The sequence below is a fragment of the Exiguobacterium undae DSM 14481 genome (genome assembly GCF_000620805.1).
Taxonomy (GTDB): Bacteria; Bacillota; Bacilli; order Exiguobacteriales; family Exiguobacteriaceae; genus Exiguobacterium_A; species Exiguobacterium_A undae.
The window spans coordinates 1,871,592-1,890,284 of the sequence record NZ_KK211187.1 but is presented as its reverse complement, the minus strand read 5'-3'; the positions used below and the strand labels follow the sequence as shown (position 1 = coordinate 1,890,284).

The 18,693-nt window shown below is 50.7% G+C and carries 20 protein-coding genes and 1 other RNA gene; 13 read left to right on the top strand and 8 right to left on the bottom strand.

Features of this window, described 5'->3' with window-relative positions:
• Positions 1–48: 48 nt before the first annotated feature.
• The 6 genes from P397_RS0110655 (at position 49) to P397_RS0110630 (ending at position 7,334) form a co-directional block, all read left to right on the top strand.
• Complete coding sequence (locus P397_RS0110655; RefSeq protein ID WP_014970185.1) at positions 49–564, top strand: GrpB family protein; 516 nt, start codon at positions 49–51, stop codon at positions 562–564.
• Positions 557–1,003 carry a DinB family protein gene (locus P397_RS0110650; RefSeq protein ID WP_028106525.1) on the top strand — a complete coding sequence of 149 codons (447 nt, stop codon included), beginning with the start codon at positions 557–559 and terminating at the stop codon, positions 1,001–1,003. Before P397_RS0110655 ends, P397_RS0110650 begins: the two co-directional genes overlap by 8 nt.
• A 12-nt stretch (positions 1,004–1,015) precedes the next feature.
• Positions 1,016–1,885 (top strand): alpha/beta fold hydrolase, encoded by an 870-nt coding sequence (locus tag P397_RS0110645; RefSeq protein WP_028106524.1) that lies wholly within the window; start codon positions 1,016–1,018, stop codon positions 1,883–1,885.
• 163 nt (positions 1,886–2,048) lie between these two features.
• Positions 2,049–3,173, top strand: coding sequence for a GTP-binding protein (locus P397_RS0110640; protein WP_028106523.1), 1,125 nt, complete (start codon positions 2,049–2,051; stop codon positions 3,171–3,173).
• A 103-nt stretch (positions 3,174–3,276) separates the two neighbouring features.
• Positions 3,277–4,800 (top strand): cardiolipin synthase, encoded by a 1,524-nt coding sequence (locus P397_RS0110635; RefSeq protein ID WP_028106522.1) that lies wholly within the window; start codon positions 3,277–3,279, stop codon positions 4,798–4,800.
• Positions 4,801–4,958: 158 nt separating this feature from the next.
• Positions 4,959–7,334: a glycoside hydrolase family 31 protein gene (locus P397_RS0110630; RefSeq protein ID WP_028106521.1), complete on the top strand. Its 2,376-nt coding sequence runs from the start codon at positions 4,959–4,961 to the stop codon at positions 7,332–7,334.
• Positions 7,335–7,589: 255 nt separating this feature from the next.
• Here P397_RS0110630 and P397_RS0110625 read toward each other — a convergent pair whose 3' ends face one another.
• From P397_RS0110625 to P397_RS0110615, 3 genes are all read right to left on the bottom strand, one after another.
• Positions 7,590–8,387: an SMI1/KNR4 family protein gene (locus P397_RS0110625; RefSeq protein ID WP_028106520.1), complete on the bottom strand. Its 798-nt coding sequence runs from the start codon at positions 8,385–8,387 to the stop codon at positions 7,590–7,592.
• Between the two features lie 125 nt (positions 8,388–8,512).
• Positions 8,513–9,094 (bottom strand): DUF1643 domain-containing protein, encoded by a 582-nt coding sequence (locus P397_RS0110620; RefSeq protein WP_014970191.1) that lies wholly within the window; start codon positions 9,092–9,094, stop codon positions 8,513–8,515.
• Positions 9,095–9,109: 15 nt separating this feature from the next.
• Positions 9,110–9,793: a lytic transglycosylase domain-containing protein gene (locus tag P397_RS0110615; RefSeq protein ID WP_028106519.1), complete on the bottom strand. Its 684-nt coding sequence runs from the start codon at positions 9,791–9,793 to the stop codon at positions 9,110–9,112.
• Between the two features lie 355 nt (positions 9,794–10,148).
• On the opposite strand from P397_RS0110615, the gene P397_RS0110610 reads away from it, so the two are divergent.
• Positions 10,149–10,571, top strand: coding sequence for a hypothetical protein (locus tag P397_RS0110610; protein ID WP_014970193.1), 423 nt, complete (start codon positions 10,149–10,151; stop codon positions 10,569–10,571).
• Between the two features lie 149 nt (positions 10,572–10,720).
• Here the strand turns inward: P397_RS0110610 and P397_RS0110605 are convergent, their stop codons facing one another.
• The 3 genes from P397_RS0110605 to P397_RS0110595 form a co-directional block, all read right to left on the bottom strand.
• The gene (locus tag P397_RS0110605; protein ID WP_028106518.1) at positions 10,721–11,620 is read right to left on the bottom strand and encodes a hypothetical protein; all 900 of its coding nucleotides are present in this window, start codon (positions 11,618–11,620) and stop codon (positions 10,721–10,723) included.
• Between the two features lie 98 nt (positions 11,621–11,718).
• Positions 11,719–11,925, bottom strand: coding sequence for a DUF2922 family protein (locus tag P397_RS0110600; RefSeq protein ID WP_026833251.1), 207 nt, complete (start codon positions 11,923–11,925; stop codon positions 11,719–11,721).
• Between the two features lie 35 nt (positions 11,926–11,960).
• Positions 11,961–12,188: a DUF1659 domain-containing protein gene (locus tag P397_RS0110595; protein ID WP_026833250.1), complete on the bottom strand. Its 228-nt coding sequence runs from the start codon at positions 12,186–12,188 to the stop codon at positions 11,961–11,963.
• Between the two features lie 68 nt (positions 12,189–12,256).
• On the opposite strand from P397_RS0110595, the gene P397_RS0110590 reads away from it, so the two are divergent.
• From P397_RS0110590 to P397_RS0110575, 4 genes are all read left to right on the top strand, one after another.
• Positions 12,257–13,252: a potassium channel family protein gene (locus P397_RS0110590; RefSeq protein WP_235183982.1), complete on the top strand. Its 996-nt coding sequence runs from the start codon at positions 12,257–12,259 to the stop codon at positions 13,250–13,252.
• Positions 13,253–13,320: 68 nt separating this feature from the next.
• Positions 13,321–14,013: a hypothetical protein gene (locus P397_RS0110585; RefSeq protein ID WP_110418093.1), complete on the top strand. Its 693-nt coding sequence runs from the start codon at positions 13,321–13,323 to the stop codon at positions 14,011–14,013.
• Between the two features lie 59 nt (positions 14,014–14,072).
• Positions 14,073–14,489 carry a hypothetical protein gene (locus P397_RS0110580; RefSeq protein ID WP_026833248.1) on the top strand — a complete coding sequence of 139 codons (417 nt, stop codon included), beginning with the start codon at positions 14,073–14,075 and terminating at the stop codon, positions 14,487–14,489.
• A gap of 60 nt (positions 14,490–14,549) precedes the next feature.
• Positions 14,550–15,893 (top strand): S8 family peptidase, encoded by a 1,344-nt coding sequence (locus P397_RS0110575; RefSeq protein WP_028106516.1) that lies wholly within the window; start codon positions 14,550–14,552, stop codon positions 15,891–15,893.
• A 53-nt stretch (positions 15,894–15,946) separates the two neighbouring features.
• Here P397_RS0110575 and P397_RS0110570 read toward each other — a convergent pair whose 3' ends face one another.
• Positions 15,947–16,390, bottom strand: a complete 444-nt coding sequence (locus P397_RS0110570) for a hypothetical protein (RefSeq protein ID WP_235183981.1) — start codon at positions 16,388–16,390, stop codon at positions 15,947–15,949.
• A gap of 134 nt (positions 16,391–16,524) precedes the next feature.
• Here P397_RS0110570 and rnpB point away from each other — a divergent pair.
• Together rnpB and P397_RS0110565 are read left to right on the top strand one after the other, a co-directional pair.
• An RNA gene (gene rnpB / locus P397_RS17790) (RNase P RNA component class B) lies at positions 16,525–16,898 on the top strand.
• 110 nt (positions 16,899–17,008) lie between these two features.
• Complete coding sequence (locus tag P397_RS0110565; protein WP_026833246.1) at positions 17,009–18,154, top strand: THUMP domain-containing class I SAM-dependent RNA methyltransferase; 1,146 nt, start codon at positions 17,009–17,011, stop codon at positions 18,152–18,154.
• Positions 18,155–18,269: 115 nt separating this feature from the next.
• Here P397_RS0110565 and P397_RS0110560 read toward each other — a convergent pair whose 3' ends face one another.
• Positions 18,270–18,593, bottom strand: a complete 324-nt coding sequence (locus tag P397_RS0110560) for a DUF3784 domain-containing protein (protein ID WP_028106514.1) — start codon at positions 18,591–18,593, stop codon at positions 18,270–18,272.
• Positions 18,594–18,693 lie beyond the last annotated feature (100 nt).

Below are 18,693 nucleotides of genomic sequence, written 5' to 3'. Positions count from 1 at the left end.
TGTTTTGCCGGTAAAACTGGCATACTACATACGAGGGGAGAGGATTTCATGAGACAAGTCATCGTCACACCGTATCAGACATCATGGCCGGACACGTTTGAGCAGGAAGCGGCGCGGCTCCGAACGGTTTTCGGGGAGCGGTTGCTTGCAGTGCACCATATCGGCAGCACGTCGGTCCCGGGACTGTCGGCAAAACCGATTCTCGACATCCTGCCGGTCGTCGATACGCTCGACGGCATCGAAGCGTTCGATGCCGCGATGGAAGCCATCGGCTATGAAGTCAAAGGCGAGTTCGGGATGCCGGGCCGCCGGTATTACCGCAAAGGCGGCGACAACCGGACGCATCACATTCACCTGTATGCAACCGGTAATCCGGAAATCGCGCGTCACGTCGTCTTTCGCGATTACTTGCGGCACCATCCGGGTGAAGTCCGCGCCTATAGTGACATCAAGGAGCAACTGGCGACACAATATCCGACGGACATCAGTGCCTACATTGCCGGTAAGGATCTGTTCGTCAAAGCGATGGAGCGACGGGCGCTTCTGTGGTGGTCCCGTGGATGAGTGGCAGGAAGCCGTCTTGCGGCATGTCGGAGTTGGTGTCCGGACGACACGGAGTCTGATTCAATTGATTCGACCGGACGACTGGGACAAGCGACCGATTCCGGGAAAGCGGTCAGTGTACGAGGTAGCGGTCCATCTGGCGGTGTTACTCGAAGCCGATTTACGGATTGCAACGGGAGCGACGGCGTCTGAGATGGCCGACTTCTATGCCGTCCCGGTGCCGGCCGACCAGATCGTGGATCGCTTGGAGCAAGCCTTTCATGCATACGAACAGCAGCTGATGACCGGTTTTTCGACCCGGCCGACCTATTGGGGGGTTACGGACAGTGCTCCCGGTTGGCTGATGGAAGCAGCGGTCCATTTGTACCACCACCGGTCACAGTTGTTTGATTATCTGAATCTGCTGGGTTATGAGATCGATCTGGCTTTATTTGAATAGGGGGAAGTCGTGATGGAACGAATTGTGGATACAGCGGACGGACGGTTTGACACCCGCCTGACCGGAACGGGAAATGTGACGTTCATCCTTGATCATGGGATGATGTCGAGTCATCATCAGTGGGGCTGGCTCCGCGGTGAATTATTGAAACAAGGACGGGTCTTTGAATACTCCCGTCTCGGGTACGGCAAATCGACCCGCGGTAAATCAAAACGGTTGTTCACGCAACAAGCGGATGAACTGGAGCGGGTCCTTGATCTGCTGGCGATTCGCGGACCGTTCGTCTTCATTGGGCATTCGCTCGGGGCCTACATTTCGCTTGAACTCGGCCGCCGCCGTCCGGACGACACAGCAGGGATTGTCTTGCTGGATCCGTCGCATCCGGAAGTCGATGCCGAACTGCCGAACTGGTACGAACGGACGCAAGAGGAATGGAACCGCTTTTTGTACGGGCTCAGTCATGTCCGGCCGATCGCTTGGTTGATTCCTGACGATCTCGGCGCGCGGATGTTCACGAGTCTGCCGGAAGCCGACCGGGTACCGATGTGGCGGAACATGGCACGGAAAAACCACTGGCGGGGAACGTTAGACGAGTGGGAGGCAGTTGAAGCGAATAATCAACACGTCTTGCAGGTTGTCGCCCATGTCACACCTCCTGTGCTTGTCTTATCGGCTTCCGATTGGGCTGGCGGGATGCCGGAAAACTGGCTGCATCCGGAACTGACGAAACGGATTAATGCCGCCCATGAACGGTTTGCAAGCAGTTTACCGAATGCGACGTTCCATGTGATTCCGAAGACGAATCATTATACGATTGCCGGATTTTCGCAGGGGGCGGCGGAAACGATCGTCCGATTGATGCGGACCTCGTTTTTTGAGTAAGTGACACGAATCATCATCAAAGGACAGGCTTTTTCCGACCCGGTAGCACAGACCGGAACGGGGAAAGCTTTTTTATCGGGACAAAATCAGTTGACAGGATAAATCGGAACGATTACTATTTAAAACGTAATGATTACGATTTGACTAAAAAGGAGTTTTTTCTATGAATCCGATTCCCATCACTGTCCTGTCCGGTTATCTTGGTTCCGGTAAGACGACGGTATTGAACCATTTATTGAACAACCGGCAAGGACGGAAGCTTGCCATCATCGTCAACGATATGAGCGAAGTCAACATCGATGCGGCATTGATCGAGCAAGGCGGCTTCTCGCGGACGGAAGAATCGTTTGTGACGTTATCGAACGGTTGCATCTGCTGTACGTTACGGGATGATTTACTGCTGGAAGTCCGGCGACTAGTCGATCAAGGCAATATCGACGGCATCGTCATCGAATCGAGCGGCATCTCGGAGCCGATTCCGGTTGCCCAAACCTTTACATACCTCGATGAAGACAGTCAGATTGATTTGACGGAAACGACGAAAATCAATGCGATGGTGACGGTCATCGACGGCTATCGGTTCTTGAAGGACTTTGAATCCGGCGAATCCCTGATTGAACGGCAACAGGCGGTCGACGAGACGGACGTCCGTGAAGTCGTGGATCTGCTGGTTGATCAGGTCGAGTTCGCCGATATCATTTTGTTGAACAAAATCGACCGGTTGACCATGGAGGAAAAGCACGATGTCATCGGCTATTTGAAAGCCTTGAATCCGATTGCCAAACTGATCGAGACGACACACGGACAGGTTGATCCGGCTGAGATTCTGGACGTTGATCTGTTTGATTTCGAACAGGCGGCAGCAAGCGCCGGTTGGATTCGCGAGCTGAATGCCGAGGAACATGTTCCGGAAACGGAAGAGTACGGAATCAGCTCGTTCGTCTACAAGCGGGATATCCCGTTTCATCCGGAGCGGTTGCTGGCTTTGATTGAGGCATGGCCGGAAGAGGTTGTCCGCGCGAAAGGCTTTTTGTACCTGGCGACCCGTCCGGAAATCGCTTTGCTGTTCCATCAAGCGGGGTATGCGTCGAACATGGAATATGCCGGACGTTTCGAAAGCATCAACGATCGCCGGACGGAACTGGTCTTGATCGGCATCAGTTTCGATCAGCAGGCACTCGAAGCGAAGTTTGATGCCTGCCTCGTTCAAGCGGATGAAACGGATTGGGCCAGCTTGAGTGATCCGATTCCGGGGCGCGAGATGTACGACATGAATTTTTCAAAATAGGTCAACTTTTAAAGAAATCACATCCGTGGTTTCTTTTTTTGCTATATTTTTAAAGGAGACAGGGAAATAGAGCAATAGAGTACGTTGCAGAGGAGGAAGTCTAGTGCGCAATCGGATTTTACAGTTCGCGCTCGTGTTTTTAGTCGCAGGTGGAATCATTTGGGGGCTATATCAATTAGGCTACCTGTTTTATGTCCTGACGATTTCCGCGACCGTCGTTCCGCTCGCGGTCATCATGATCATCTTCATCGAAAACCGGACGGCCGAGTCGACGATCGCCTGGTTTTTAGTTTTGATCTTCTTACCGATCCTCGGTGTCATCATCTGGCTGATGTTCGGTCGCAATCCGCGTCGCCGGCGCCGGAACCGCCGGTCGCATGACGAGCGGACCTTGCTGAGACAGGCGATTCGTCCGGTCCGCTCGCTCGCCGTCAGTGAGTTGCCACCGAATCATTTAAAGCTTGCTAATACGATCCGGAACTTTGGCGGCGGCGGGGTGGATGTCCACACGGCAAGTCAAATCCTGACGAACGGCAGCGAGACGTTTCCGGAAATCCTTCGGGCGATTCGTTCTGCTGAACATCACGTCCACATCCAGTACTACATTTACCGTAACGACGAGACCGGTCAAGCGATCCGTGAAGCCTTGATCGAGCGGTTGAACGCCGGCGTCGAAGTCCGGTTCATGTTTGACGGACTCGGCAGCTATATGCTCGGGGAAGGGTTCTTGAAGCCGCTCCGGGAAGCCGGGGCGAAGATTGCCGCCTATGATCCGATTTCGAGTCCGTTGTTCATCTTCACGGCCAACTTCCGCAATCACCGGAAGATTGTCGTCGTCGACGGGAAGATCGGCTTTACCGGTGGATTGAACGTCGGGGATGAATACGACGGGAAAAGTAAGAAGTTCGGCTTTTGGCGTGACACGCATCTCCGGCTTGAAGGGCGGGCCGTCAAGGAATTGCAGGCGACGTTCCTGGATGATTGGCTGTACGCCCATCTCGAAGGCAGTGACACGTGGGAGACGTTTGCCGGAGACGAAGCGATTCATCATTACTTCCCGAAACATGATGTCGAGTCGGACGGCGCCGTCCAGATCGTGACGAGCGGACCGACGTCGAAAGATCCGGCGATCCGGAACGCGTTGATCGCCGCCATCATTTCGGCCCAACGGTCGATCTGGATATCGACACCTTACTTGATTCCGGATAATGAAACGATGACGTTACTTCGTCTCGCGGCACGCGCCGGTCTAGATGTCCGGATTCTGACGCCGGGGAAAGGCGACAGTTTCACATCTTACTACGGCACGCGATCCTATTTTGGACCGTTGTTGAATGACGGTGTCAAGATTTATACGTATAACCGTCATTTCGTCCATGCAAAACTGTTTCTCGTCGACGGAAAGATTGCCGTCGTCGGAACGGCGAATATGGACATCCGAAGTTTTGTCCTGAACTACGAACTGATGGCGTTCATGTATGACTCGGAGAGTGCCGCCCGGCTCGAACGTGATTTCATCGATGATTTCGATGTCTCGATCCAGCTGTCATCTGCTCATTACGTCAAGCGACCGATGCGGTTCCGGATTTTCGAATCGTTATCGCGTCTGATTTCACCATTGCTCTAAAACGATGGATGCACCGCTCCTGATTTTTCGGGAACGGTGCGTTTTTTGATTAGCTGTCACTTGAAACGGGAACAACAAGTTTTATACACTAATAGTGTAATCGGTTGCACATTCATTTTTGGAAGGAAGTGACAAGGACGTTCGCGTCCTGATCCCGTATGCGCACAATTGACGAATCCCATTTTTATACCCGAGACATGAAACCATTGGCACGACCAGAAGCGATTGTCCAAGGCGACACGTATCGCTTTACCGTCTTAACAAGTCGTCTCATCCGACTCGAGTACGCAGCGGACGGGCGATTCGAGGATCGACCGACGCAAACCGTATGGAACCGTGATTTTCCCGTTCCATCGTACCGGATCGTCGAGGACGAAACCGAGCTGCAAATCATCACGGAACACGTCCATTTGCACTATACGAAAGGACCGTTTGCGTCGAATACGCTGTATATCGACGTCCTTGGGAACTTCAGTACGTACTACAGCCGCTACACGTATGGCGGACCGCTCCGGACCCTCAAGGGAACGGCACGGACGCTTGACCACGCCGATGGTGAGATTCCATTGGAAGAGGGGATCATCTCCCGCCAAGGTTATGCGGCGATTGATGATTCGGCGTCGTTTGTCCTGACCGATGATCATTTTGTCGAACCCCGCCAAGAGGGCGCGCAAGACATCTATTACTTTGGCTACGGTCATGACTACAAACAGGCGTTAAAAGACTTTTACCGGCTGACCGGTCCGACGCCGATGTTACCGAGGCAAGTGCTCGGGAACTGGTGGAGCCGTTACTGGCGCTATAACGAAAAAGAGTACAAGGATTTGATGAACCGTTTCAAAGCGGAAGACGTTCCGTTTTCGGTCAGTGTCATCGACATGGACTGGCACGTGACGGACATTCCGGAGAAGTACGGCAGTGGTTGGACGGGCTACACATGGAACCGCGATCTGTTCCCGGATCCAAAAGGGTTCCTGCAATGGCTCAAAGACGACGACCGGATGGTGACACTTAACCTGCACCCGGCGGACGGCGTCCGTGGATTCGAGGAAGCGTATGAGGCGATGGCCGTTGCGATGGGCGTCGATCCGGATACGGAAGACCGGATTCCGTTTGACTTCTCGGATCGTGACTTCATCGAACATTACTTCACGAAACTGCATCACCCGCATGAAGCGGACGGCGTTGATTTCTGGTGGATTGACTGGCAACAGGGGGCAAACTCGAAGATGAAGGGGCTCGATCCACTTTGGATGCTCAATCATTACCATGCGCTCGACATCGCCCGGGACGGCAATCGTCCGTTAATCTTCTCACGGTATGCCGGACCCGGTAGTCACCGTTATCCGGTCGGTTTCTCGGGAGACACATTGATTTCGTGGGCATCGCTGAAATTCCAACCGTATTTCACGGCGACGGCTTCGAACATCGGCTACGGCTGGTGGAGTCATGATATCGGGGGACATCAACGTGGCGAGAAGGACGATGAACTGTCGACGCGTTGGTTGCAGTACGGTGTCTTCAGCCCGATCATGCGTCTCCACAGTACGATGAGTATCTTCAACGGGAAAGAGCCGTGGCGGTACTCGGTCGAGTCGGAGCAGGTGATGAAGAAGTACTTGCGTCTGCGTCATCAGCTTGTCCCATATATCTATACGATGAACGCTCGGAATCACTTTGACGGTCTGCCGCTTGTCTCACCGATGTACTATGAGCATCCGGAAGACGAACTGGCGTATGCGGTTCCGAACCAGTACTACTTCGGGACGGAATTGATGGTCACGCCGATCGTCGAACCGATGAATCCGAACTTGCACGTCGCAGCGACGACCGCTTGGTTGCCGGACGGCGAATGGTTTGATTTCTTCACCGGTCACCGGTACACGGGCGGCAAACAGATGCGGTTGTTCCGTAAACTCGAAGATCAAGGGGTTCTGGCAAAGGCCGGGGCAATCGTCCCGCTTGGTCAACATCTCGAGCATTCGAACGCACTTCACAATCCGGATCATCTCGAGTTGCTTGTCTTCCCAGGGGCGTCGAACCGCTTCACGTTATTTGAGGATGACAACGTCGGCGTCGCACACCGGGACGGCGAAAACGTCGAAACGGCATTCGAGCTCGACTGGTCAGCGCGGACCTTGACGATCGCGACACCGTTCGGCAAACGGGAACTGTTGCCGGAAAAACGTGAGGTGACACTGATTCTGCGCGGAGTCAACGAAGGACACGTTTCCCGGGACGGGGAAGTCCTGCCAAGCCGTTATGACCATAAAACTCAATCGTTGTCGGTCGAACTCGGCGAAGTCGGGGAGACGCAAGTTCTGTCGCTCCAAGTCGATATGTCGACGAACGATAACCGGATGGAACGGTTGTATACGTTCCTTGATCAGGCGGAGATCGGTTATGATCTGAAAGACCGTTTGTATCGGTTATTGTCGCAACGTTTGGAACCGGTCAACTTGATGCATCAGCTTCAGGCGTTGGATCTGGAGAAAGATCTTGTCGACTGCTTGCTTGAAATCATGTTATTCTAACAACAAAGCAAGGTAGTGCAAGCCCTCACTCTCTTTTCATCCGCTTTCCTCAGGCGAGACACAAGCCAGTATTCGCGAGTTTTCCAAAACCGCGAATCCGGGTCTTGTTTGTCTCTGAAAACGCAGGAGTCGGATGAAGAGTAGTGGGATTCACGAAAATTAAAAAGAAGCGGTGGACACATCCATCGCTTCTTTTTATATGCAAACATCAATGGGTCAATCAGCATTACACCAAACTTCAAGATCCGTTTTTCATCACAGTTCTTCATTCAACCATTCGATAAGATCACTCAAATCTGTAATCAGATGTTTGCTCTTCAATAAGTCGATGACGTCTTCAAAAGAAGTCTGCAGTTTTTCTGAATGATTGATCATTGTTTCGGCTAGGTATCCCGCATAACTGTCAATCTGATCTTCATGATTACTCTGTTCAATCCGTTGCATCAATTCACGAACCAATCGTTCCGGTTCTTGACCAATCACCATCCAATGGGAGTAGGCAAGTAAAGTGTCATCCTCATCGCCGTGATCAATGAATTCGAGGATTTCTGCCATCGTCAAAAAACTCACAGAAGCGTCAGCTGCATCAAGCGGCTCATCTTTCTGAACAGACAGCTTCGTCAGCAGTTCGTCAAAGGAGCTTGCCACAACATGATTAGAAATAACTGAGATATCCAGACACCAGACGGACGGTTGGTGCGCATTGTCTTCAAAATTGAAATAGTAGAAGTAACTGCCATCACCATGGGCAAAAATCATCTTTTTTCCGGTTACATCCCACTCCGGTAAAGTACCAACGTTTGATTGGTACACATCGTAAGATAATGGTTGGATGAAGGTGAAGGGCAAAAACGGTTGAGCGCCGGGTTCTGACCAAGTGTTTTCAAAATCCACTGATACAGCATTAAAAACGACAAATCCTCCGTTTTGTTCGGATAATTTCTCGAGGTAGCTTTCAGGAAAACGACCGATGAGTTCTGTTTGAATCCTATGTATGTCCGCTTGAAGTAGAGCAGGGGCTGTCAGCTTTTTTTCTTCGTTCCAAAATGTCAAAGGACCTCACCTTCTTTCATGTCGTATTTAATGGACGGCGTTTTGGCAAGATATGAGAAAAAGTTAGTCTAAAAAAAGGTGTTCTTCCGCAACAATCATACGGGAAGAACACCTGACGAGCAGAATTATTTACGCTTTAACTTCTTCGCTTTTAACTTCATGTCCTGATACGTGATCATCGGACTGTCGTCGACGGTCAAACGAAGGTGATTCGGTTCGCCTTTAGAGGTGATGCCGGAACAATACAGAATGTCGGCATACTGATCAAACAGATTCTCATAAGCGGGCAGGTGGTGCATCAAACGACCGGGTGAACCCCAGCCGCATAAGACGACACCGTTCTTCTCCTTGACCTGACGTAACGTCTGTTCGACGAACTCGTAATTGAGTTCATCAAAACTGGCCTGGGCGAACGGTAAATCCTCGCTGACGAGCAAATCCGGCATCAGACTGATGATGTCGTACTGCTTGACCGGACCTTCGACGTATTTCTTCATCAAGTTATAGGCGCGCTGGGTCGTCGTCCCGGATAAAAACGCATCCGTCGTCCGCGGTGTGTAGATCAGGGCCGCGACATGGGTGCCGTCCTCGATGTCGTCGAAGATGTAGCTGCGTAAATAACGTTTTGTCTTGTCTTGGTCGAACGTCGTCTGGACGCGGATCGACGATTCCTCAATCGTCAATGTCGAACGATCGGGTTGTGTCATGGGTGGTGCCTCCTTTTAGTTGGTCAAACGTAAGCTGATGCGAAGGAGTTGCGCTAAAGTCTGTTTCTTGAAATCGAGATCGTTCGCATCAATCGACTCGATTTGTTGTTGATAGGCATCGTATTGGTCGAGGACGTCGCTGACATACTGTTCACTGCGATTGTATTCAAACAGGGCAGATTCAAGCGTCGCTCGATCGGAACTTTTCGTGACGTCATGCTGATTGAGGTACTTGGCTGCCGTATGGGCGCTGTCCGTCAAATCCGTCGGATCGGCTTTGCCGTCTCCGTTTGCATCAACGCCAAGACCACCGTATTGCTTGATGGCGTCCGGATCCGTCAGGTCGATTCCGTCGTGCTCGATGTCGCCAAGTGACGTGCCGCCTTCGTATCCCCATCCGACCCATGTTTTCGGCATGAATTGGAACGGTCCGATCGCGCCGACCGAAGACTGCATGGCGGACGATTTCGAGAAGATCGTCTCGACGCGGTGAATCGCGGCAAGCAACTTCCAATCGACCTCGTACCGGTCACCGGCTTGTTCGTAGATGTCGATGTTCTCGGCTGGGACACCGGATTGTCCGTAATAGGTGCGGTACAGTTCATTTTGGACACGTTCCCGGTTTTGCCAGTAGATGATGCTACTACCGATGAGGACGATCAGTACGAACAAGATGCTTAATCGAAAAACTTTTCGCATATTGTTCTCTCCTCTTTCTGTGATTCCACTGAATGGTATCATATTTCGCAAGGCGCTAATAGTTTTTTTGTGAAGTCCGTTCCCAGGCAACGGTGAGAGCGGTCACATCTTCTTCAAAGATGGAATGACCATGTGCGCTTTTTCAGGTGAAACAAGAGCAAAGTGGATGGAAGAAACAGTTGCATGAGAAAAAGGTTGTTAATTACTGCCATCGTCAAAACAATAGAAATTTGTTAGACTAAACGTCAGATGAAGTCATCGTTCATTTTTAAGAAATTGACGGTTGCAGGAACTGTTGGTGGGCTTGTAAAATGAAGAGGTAAACGCTTACACATCAAAGGAGATGGACGAAACCATGCGAACGATCACTTCCACTGGCGAACGAAAGAAAACAAGTTGGACTCTAAATATCGGGAGTCAACCGAAGTTGATGATGGATGGACTGACGGAGAAAGAAACAGATCAAGAACAACGGATCATCTTCGATCACTTTTACATTCCGACGACGGCTACACTGATTTTTCGGTTCAAGGAACGTTTCCCGAACCATCTCTGTGAGAATGGGTATGATGTGTATGGAGCAGCAGCTTTTGATGAGCAGGTCGTCGAATTGATCTCGAACTGGTTCATAGAACTGGTGACGGTCTTGACGGCGATTCAACGGACGAAAGGTGTCCAACATTTTGTCATCGAAGGCGGCGTCGCGAAGCGGACGGATTTCCTTCCAACCGTACGCCGGACCTGCCGCGCATTAGAATCAACAGTTGATATCGCATAATTCGTAAGACGGACGGGATCATGCCCGTCCGTCTTTTTTTGTGGCGCAAAAAAACAGCCCTTCTGATGTTCTGACGAGCAGACGAAGGGCTGTTTTTGAAAAATGATTTGAAATGGGACGAGGAAAAGGCCGGCTCCTAGTCGAAAGACTTACGTAGGCGTCGAAAAGTTTTTTTCAGCAGCCCGGCAAGCCCGGAGTAAGGCATCCTTAAAGAATCGATCTTCCTGTGAGGCGAGTTGACGTGTCGATTCGTCGTCGCCGCGAAGTGACTTGCCGAGCATCTGGATGACCTTCACCCAGCGCCGGACGTGATCGAGCTGAGGGCGACCCATCGCGACATAGACCGTGAACCAATCGTTTTGATCACGGCGGATCATCCGTTGGAACAAGGACTTGGCAAGGTCGACCTCTTCCGTCGACGGCAACTCTGCCGATTCGAAATAACGGCGGAGAGCGGCGATCGCCGTCACGTAAGCCGCCTGGACGTCAGTGGACGGTTGGTGTTTACCGTAATCGGATGTCGACAGGTGAATCAAAGCCGGTTTCTTTTCGATTCCGGTGATCCAGGCGGACATTGTTTTGGTGCCTTTGATGGCTTGGCGGTTGGCGACAGGCAGTTTCGCCGTCACTTGTCCGACCTTACCGATGACATTGACTTTTCCGTTCCGTTCCTGGATTTCGGTCACGGTCATCTCGACGGTGTCGCCCATCTCGAACGGAATCGCTTTAGGTTGCAGCTTTTCCCCGGCGGTCAACGGAGCCCGTTTACGGATCATCCGTAACGCTTCTTGCTCCATCCGGTCGTCAAGCGACCAAAGGTGTTCAGGTGGGACATTCCGGAAACGGCGGCGGCGCACTTTGATGTATTGATCGAGGGCGTCTGCTGCCTGCTCCCGGGTCATCTCGCCGGATGCGACCGGTCCGATGATGTCGCGCAGGGTGATCGACTCGAGGCGTTCCATGATTCCTTCGAACGGGATCAGCTCCATCACGTAAAGACTGCTGACGACGAGTTCACATTCGCGAGGCGTAAGAGGGCGTTTGGCCATAAATTGACTTCCTTTCCAATTGCTTGATGATTCTAGTATACCAAAAAAAAGTCACCACCACCTCTACGGTGATGGTGACGGATGAACTTTTCGTCGAGTTAGATGACGTAGGCGGATTCCGAGCTGTTCTGAAGCTCAGCCTGGCTCAACTTGATGATGCCGGTATGGAACGGATCATGGTCGACCATCAGCTGACCAAGCGCTTTGATCTCCTCGACCGTCGTGGCAGATTTCGCACCCGCGAGACGCAGGCGGAACGGCTTTTTCATGACCGTATCGAATGTTAACAAAATCGTGTGTTCCATCAAATTCCTCCTTTATTCGTAGTGGGGTGAATCGATTACGCGTTAAGTAAGGCAAAATCACGGCTGATTTCCGTGTGTGTGTACGAACCAGCGAGCAATTGTCCGATGGCGCGACCAATCGACGCGACGACTTCTGGTTCCAAGTCAGCACGGAGACCGTTGAAGCGGCGGCGGGCAAGAACCGCGTCTCCGTTCGGCGTCACCTTGTCATTTCGTTCGAAGACGACGACTAAACTCGTTTTGATTTCTTCGGCTTGTGTCATGTGTATCACCTCCTTCGCCCTTATTGACAGGACGAAAACAGGATTTGTTCGGAAAGGATGAAAAAAAGATGGTCTGGTTACGTTTTTTACGGAAGATGTCCTTTTTGAAGATGCGGACGTTGGCGTTTGCCTCGTTCGTGTTCGTCTTTGGCGTCGCCTTGATCATGTATCTCGTCGAACCGGACACGTTCGGTTCGTACTTCCGTGCCGTCTACTGGACGATGACGACCGTCGTGACGGTCGGATACGGGGACTTTTTCCCGAACACGGACTTCGGGCGCTTCATGACGATTTTCATCTTCATCTTCGGAATCGGGATTGTCGGTGGCTTGATTTCAAAGCTCGTCGACGGGGTGCAATTGATTCGAAATCAAAAGGAAAGAGGGTTATTGCAAGTGAAAGAAACCGGGCATACGTTAGTCTTCGGCTACAGCCGCCGCTCGAAACACGTCATTGATGAATTGCTCGAGACGACGGATGTCATCTTGGTCGATGATCTCGAGCGGGAACCGTTCAGTCATCCACGCTTCCACTATATCAGCGGCGATCCGGCACTGGAATCGACGTTACAGCGGGCGAACATCAAAAAGGCGACCCGGGCGATCGTTCTCGCCGACCATTCGATACCGCCGGCACTGGCTGACGGACGGACTTTATTGATTGCGGCAAGTATCGAACGGGCGAATCCGAACATCTATACGATCGTCGAGATGATGCTTGAGGAACACCTCGACAGTTTTGAACAAGTCAAGGTCGATGAAGTGTTGCTCGGGGACGAGACCGTGGCACGGATGGCGATTCTCGCCGCCCATCATCCGGGGGTGACGAAAGTCGTGACGAATCTGCTGACGAAAGACGGGGACGGAATGTTTTCGATTCCTGCAAAACCGGAGTGGACGACGTTTCGGGATGCGTTTCACACCTTACTCGAAGACGGGGTGACGATTTTATCAGACGGCAAACGACTTGATTTGAACCGCCGCCTCGATGAAGCTATTCCGCCGAACACGACGTTGATTGTTCTCTGCAGCGAAGAAACAGCGAAACAAATCGGCGCCTTGTAAGTTGGAGGATTCAATTAATTCTTTTTCGGGTATAGTAAATACATTTACTATGCAGAGGAGTTAGTATGATGACAAACCCACAACCAGAATGGATCCAAGAATTATTTGAAACGGTCGATCAAGGCGAATTAAAAGATGTCCCTAAATTACTTTATATGGCGTTGACGTTAGAGCCAAGTTATTTCACAAAAGCAGTCAGCCGTCTCAACCAACGGCTGGAAGTCGAGACGTTACCGGAAGTATCGGAGTTGCTGACGGTCTACCGCCAATTCTTCATCTCGGCCAATCCATCGGAAGAATACTGGACGATTGCTTGGAATGAGTTGATCCAGACGATGCACCACTTCATCGATCGGTCGGAAGCACAACAATTGTTCAAGGAGCACGTTGATTTGATCGATTGGTGGTCAAGTGAATCGTTATTGTCTCTCCCAAGTTGGTTAACAGTGCTTGATTTAGCGGAGCGGATTGACGCCCTCGATCAGTTCAGCAGTTACTTACCGGACATCTTTGAAAGTTATGCGCTGGAAACGGCGAAAGACGAGCCGTTTGCCCGCCTCGCGTGGTATGCGCTTGCCAGCAAACAACAGGAGTTGTTAGTGCCGTTTCATGACCGGATTGAACAGGCGGAAGCACCTGCAATTCGTTCACTGAGCGACGGTGATTTACTCGATCAAATTGATACGACCCGTGTTCGTATGTTAAAGTCTAAGGATAACGAACCGATAGAATTGATGTTTGATCGAAAATGGACATTATAAGTTAACAGATAGAAAGTGACATCTAGAAACTACACGAATTTAATCCAAGGGGTGTAGTGATGATACACGTCAATTTGCCGCAAGGTGATTATGTCGTTTTGGTGGAGATCAATCGGGAAGTCTTGCTGTGCCATTCATTAGAGGAAGCAGAGCAGGCGGAACGCGATCGCTACGAACTGGTCGGTCGGATGAGTGAACGTCTGCCATCCGAAGTGATTGGTCCGTCGATTGCCGATTTCGTCCGATTTTCCACCGGATTTATTGGAGAAGCCGTAACCTGGAGTGAGGCGGAAGAAGCCTTTTTTTGCCAGCAGTTCGAGACGTTTGACGGATCGCCGCTCGGAGAAGATCTGACCGGAATTGATGCGGCACGTTGGCGAGCAGTGCTTGTCCGTTATTATTCTTATGTCACGATCGGAAAAATCATTCCATTTGAAGTCAGCGAAGAGTCCGATGGGACCGTTCCATTTTTTTAGTCCGTTTGGGTCAGCACATCAATAGAATCGGCGTGTAAAAAGAGAAGGGCAGGGTCCACATTGAAAAAGAAACTTGCACTACTCACATTTGCTGTCGTCGTAGGGTTACCTACCTCTGCGTTCGCTAATTCTCAATATGTGCAGTACGATCCAACATTTACGGAACAACAAAAACAATCCTGGTTATCGGAACAAGGTCTGCAGGAAGTACGGGAACTGAAGCAGGACGGTTTTTCGCTCGTCGAACCGTTGCCGCACCTCGATGAGGCAGATGTTGAAGCCGATTTGATTCCGGTCACGGTCGTCGAAAAAGCGACCGATTCGGCTCAATTGCAGCAAACATATTTGGATCAATCGCGTATTCCTACTTACTGGAAATACAGCCGCGGCAAATCCGACATCCGGGTCGCCATCATCGATGATGCGATTGACGTCAATCACTCGGAGTTTAAGAACGTCATTTATAAAACAACGACGATTTCCGGTATCCGCAAACCGGACGATCACGGGACACATGTCGCGGGAATCGTTGCGGCCGCTGAAGACGGCAAGGGAACGGTCGGGGTCGCATCCGGTGTCAAACTGATTGGCGCCGACGTCTTTGACGGTGACTTCGCCAGTTCGCTCGATATCGGAGACGGGGTCTTGTATGCGATCGCGCAAGGCGCGGACGTGATCAATTTGTCGCTCGGACAATATGAATACGATCCGTACATGGAAGCCGCGATCAAAAAAGCCGAAGCGAAGAACATCACCGTCGTCGGTGCGGCAGGGAATGACGGACGCAATAAACTGCTCTTCCCGGCCTCGATGAAATCCGTCATCGCCGTCGGATCGGTCGGAACGCTTGGCCGTGCGTCGACCTTCTCGAACTACGGGAAGGGACTAAACATCATGGCGCCGGGCGAAGGGGTCTACTCGACGATCGTCGGCAACAAGTACGGCTACCTCGACGGGACATCGATGGCAACACCAATCGTCAGCGGTGTCATCGCCCTTGCGAAGTCGAAGAATCCGTTCATTTCGAACAGTACGTTGCGCAGTAAACTTTATGCGGCAGCGGCGAAAAAGAACGGCGATACGACATCCCATTACGGAACAGGCCGTCTGAATGCGGGTATGCTCGCGACGATTCCGGCACCTGTCTCGAAAGTGTCGGTCCCGTCGGTCTTGAAACCGAATCAGCCGTTTGCGTTTTACTTTGACGAGTATTCGAATGCGAAGACCCTGACCCGTCTCTACAAGGACGGCAAGGTCGTCAAGACGTTCGCGAACGATTATTTGCGCAACGGGACGCATAAGTATTCCTACGCGTTGAAGGAAAAAGGGACGTATAAACTCGTTTTTGCGACGTCGAGCGGGCGTCACACACGGGTGACGGAACGTGTCATCACCGTCAAATAAATAAAAAAAGCCGTCTCACCACGTGGGAGACAGCTTAGGAAGACTCAAAGGATTCACTTTGGGTCTTTTCCTTTTTTATAAACCGGTGTCGGCGCGACAAGCGTTTCGCCGGTCCACTGGATCGTCGCTTCCATTTTGTAGCCGGTATCGTCTTCATGAATGAAAGACAGGCGTCCGGAGTCGATCAGTTGATATAGTCCGTATTCAACTTGATTCGCCCACGACCGTAACGTCATCGCTTCATCGTACAGCGGAATTTGTTGCGGGAAGCGTTCATTCATCAATAAAATATCATGCTGGTCGAAATGGTAGCTCCGTTTCGATAACGCATCAGGTTGTTTTACATTAAATGGCTCGAACGCATGGATGAATTCACCCTTGCGATAAAAGGCAAAAATGCCGTTCCGGAGATGAAGTGCCTTGATTTCGTCGATCTCGATCAAGAACGTCAATTTCCGTACGGTACGCTGGTTCGTACCAGAGCGTCGTTTTTTCATAGTACATGCCCCCTTCTGAACCATTGTACTATACCGCAAAATCACGTAAAAACGCAACTGTTCCGCCCATTGATCGAGAAATACCTCTTGCTAGAATCGGTCGTGTGCGCTACACTGTTAAGCAGTGACTATGTTGGTTCGGACAATTGCGGGGCACTCCGGTGCTTTGAGGAAAGTCCATGCTCGCACAACCTGCGATGGTTGTAGTGATCGTGCTACACGAAAAGATAAGTGTAGGCAGCGTCGTGCTGACGGCAGAAGGAACGCCTAAGTCTTCGGATATGGCCGAAACTTCTTGAAGGTGCCACAGTGACGGAGCCTTACTGGAAACAGTAAGGGTGGAACGAGGTAAACCCCACGAGCGAGAAACCCAAATTTGGTAGGGGAATTTCCGGAGCGGAACTGAACGCGAAGGAGAGCGTATGTAAATACGGAGATAGATGATTGTCGCCCGCGTGTGAGGGTCAAACCGTTTGCAACACTAGGGAACAGAACATGGCTTACAGGACCACATAGGCTGTTATTTTTACTTTGAACGAGAGTCCAGGTCCAACTGGGCTCTTTTTTTATTGAAATGATTTTTGGAAATTTTAGAAACAGGTAGGAGCGTGAACAATCATGGCAAAACGTTTAGTCATCGCGACGGCGGCAATGGGAATCGAAGCCCTCGTCGCCAAGGAAGTCCGCGATTTAGGATACGAATGTACGGTCGAGGACGGAAAAGTCTACATCGATTGCGAGCTCGAGGACATTCCTCGTCTCAACCTTTGGTTACGGACGGCGGACCGTGTCAAACTCGTCGTCGCGGAATTCAAAGCGACATCATTCGAAAAGTTATTTGATCAGGTCAAAGACCTCCCGTGGAGCGAACTGTTGCCGTGGGAAGCGAACTACGTCGTCAACGGCCGCTCGGTCAAATCGAAGTTGTTCTCAATCCGTGACTGTCAGAAGATCACCGAAAAAGCGATCGTCTCGCACATGCAGGAAGCGTACAACATGGGCGACGAGTGGTTACCGAAGACCGGTGCCAGCTTCCCGATCGAAGTCGCGCTCTTAAAAGACATTGCGACGCTGACGATCGATACGTCAGGCGATGCGCTCCATAAACGCGGCTATCGGGAGTTCCACTCGGCGGCACCACTGAAAGAGACGATGGCAGCAGCGATGCTGATGCTGACGAACTGGAAGCCGGATATGCCGCTGTACGACGTCTTTACAGGTTCAGGGACACTGGCCATCGAAGCCGCGATGATCGGACGGAATATCGCACCCGGGATCAACCGTGAGTTCGCGTCGCAGGAATGGGCCTGTATTCCGAAAAAAGCCTGGTTTGATGCAATCAAGGAAGCAAACGACAAAGCCGAGTGGGACAAGCCGCTCAAAATCTATGCCAACGATACGGATCCGGAGATGGTCAAGCTCGCAAAGCAAAACGCCGAGCTCGCTGACGTCCGGGACGCGATTAACGTCATGCAACGCGACGCAGCCGACTTCAAGCCGAAGGAAGACTTTGGTGTCATCATCGGCAACCCGCCGTACGGTGAACGTCTGGAGGACGCGCGCGAAGTCCATCAGCTGTACCGGAAGATCGGCAATGCGTTCCGTGAATTCCCGTATTACAGTGTCTACATGATCACGTCGTACGTCGAGTTCGAAAAAGCATTCGGTCGCCCGGCGACGAAACGCCGTAAACTCTATAACGGGAATATTGAAGTTCAGTTTTATCAATACTACGGATTGCGCCGGAAACGTCCGCAAGCGTAACTTGAAAAAACCGCTCCTATGAAGGGGCGGTTTTTTTGTGTCTCCTAAAAGATAATAGTAACGTCGATTTAATTAATTTAAAACTTTAAGATATAAAAATCTCTGTCCATCATCATTAAACTTTCTTTTTGAATCTGTTTCTTGTATTTGAATATACCAACGCCAAAATGATCAGAGTTGAAAGTAAAAAAACGCCAATAACAAATAAAAATTGCTTTTTTAATATCTCACTCATTGCAAATAATAATAAACTGAAGCTAATACCAAACATAATTTTCCCCATGAATTTACACAAAGCTACTTCATCATATTTGGATTTTTCACTGTCAGACATTGTATTATAACCTGCAAGTAATGATGCTCCTTTTCCTTTTGACAGGAAGATAGAAAAAGTTAAAAAAGGAATCAGGAGAATAAGATTAACAATCGCACCATTCACAATAAATACCTCCTTTATATATTTTTAGTATATACACTGTAAGGAAGAGTTGCTAAATGGAGAGTATAGTCCAGTTAATTAAATTTTCAAAAGGTTTAGG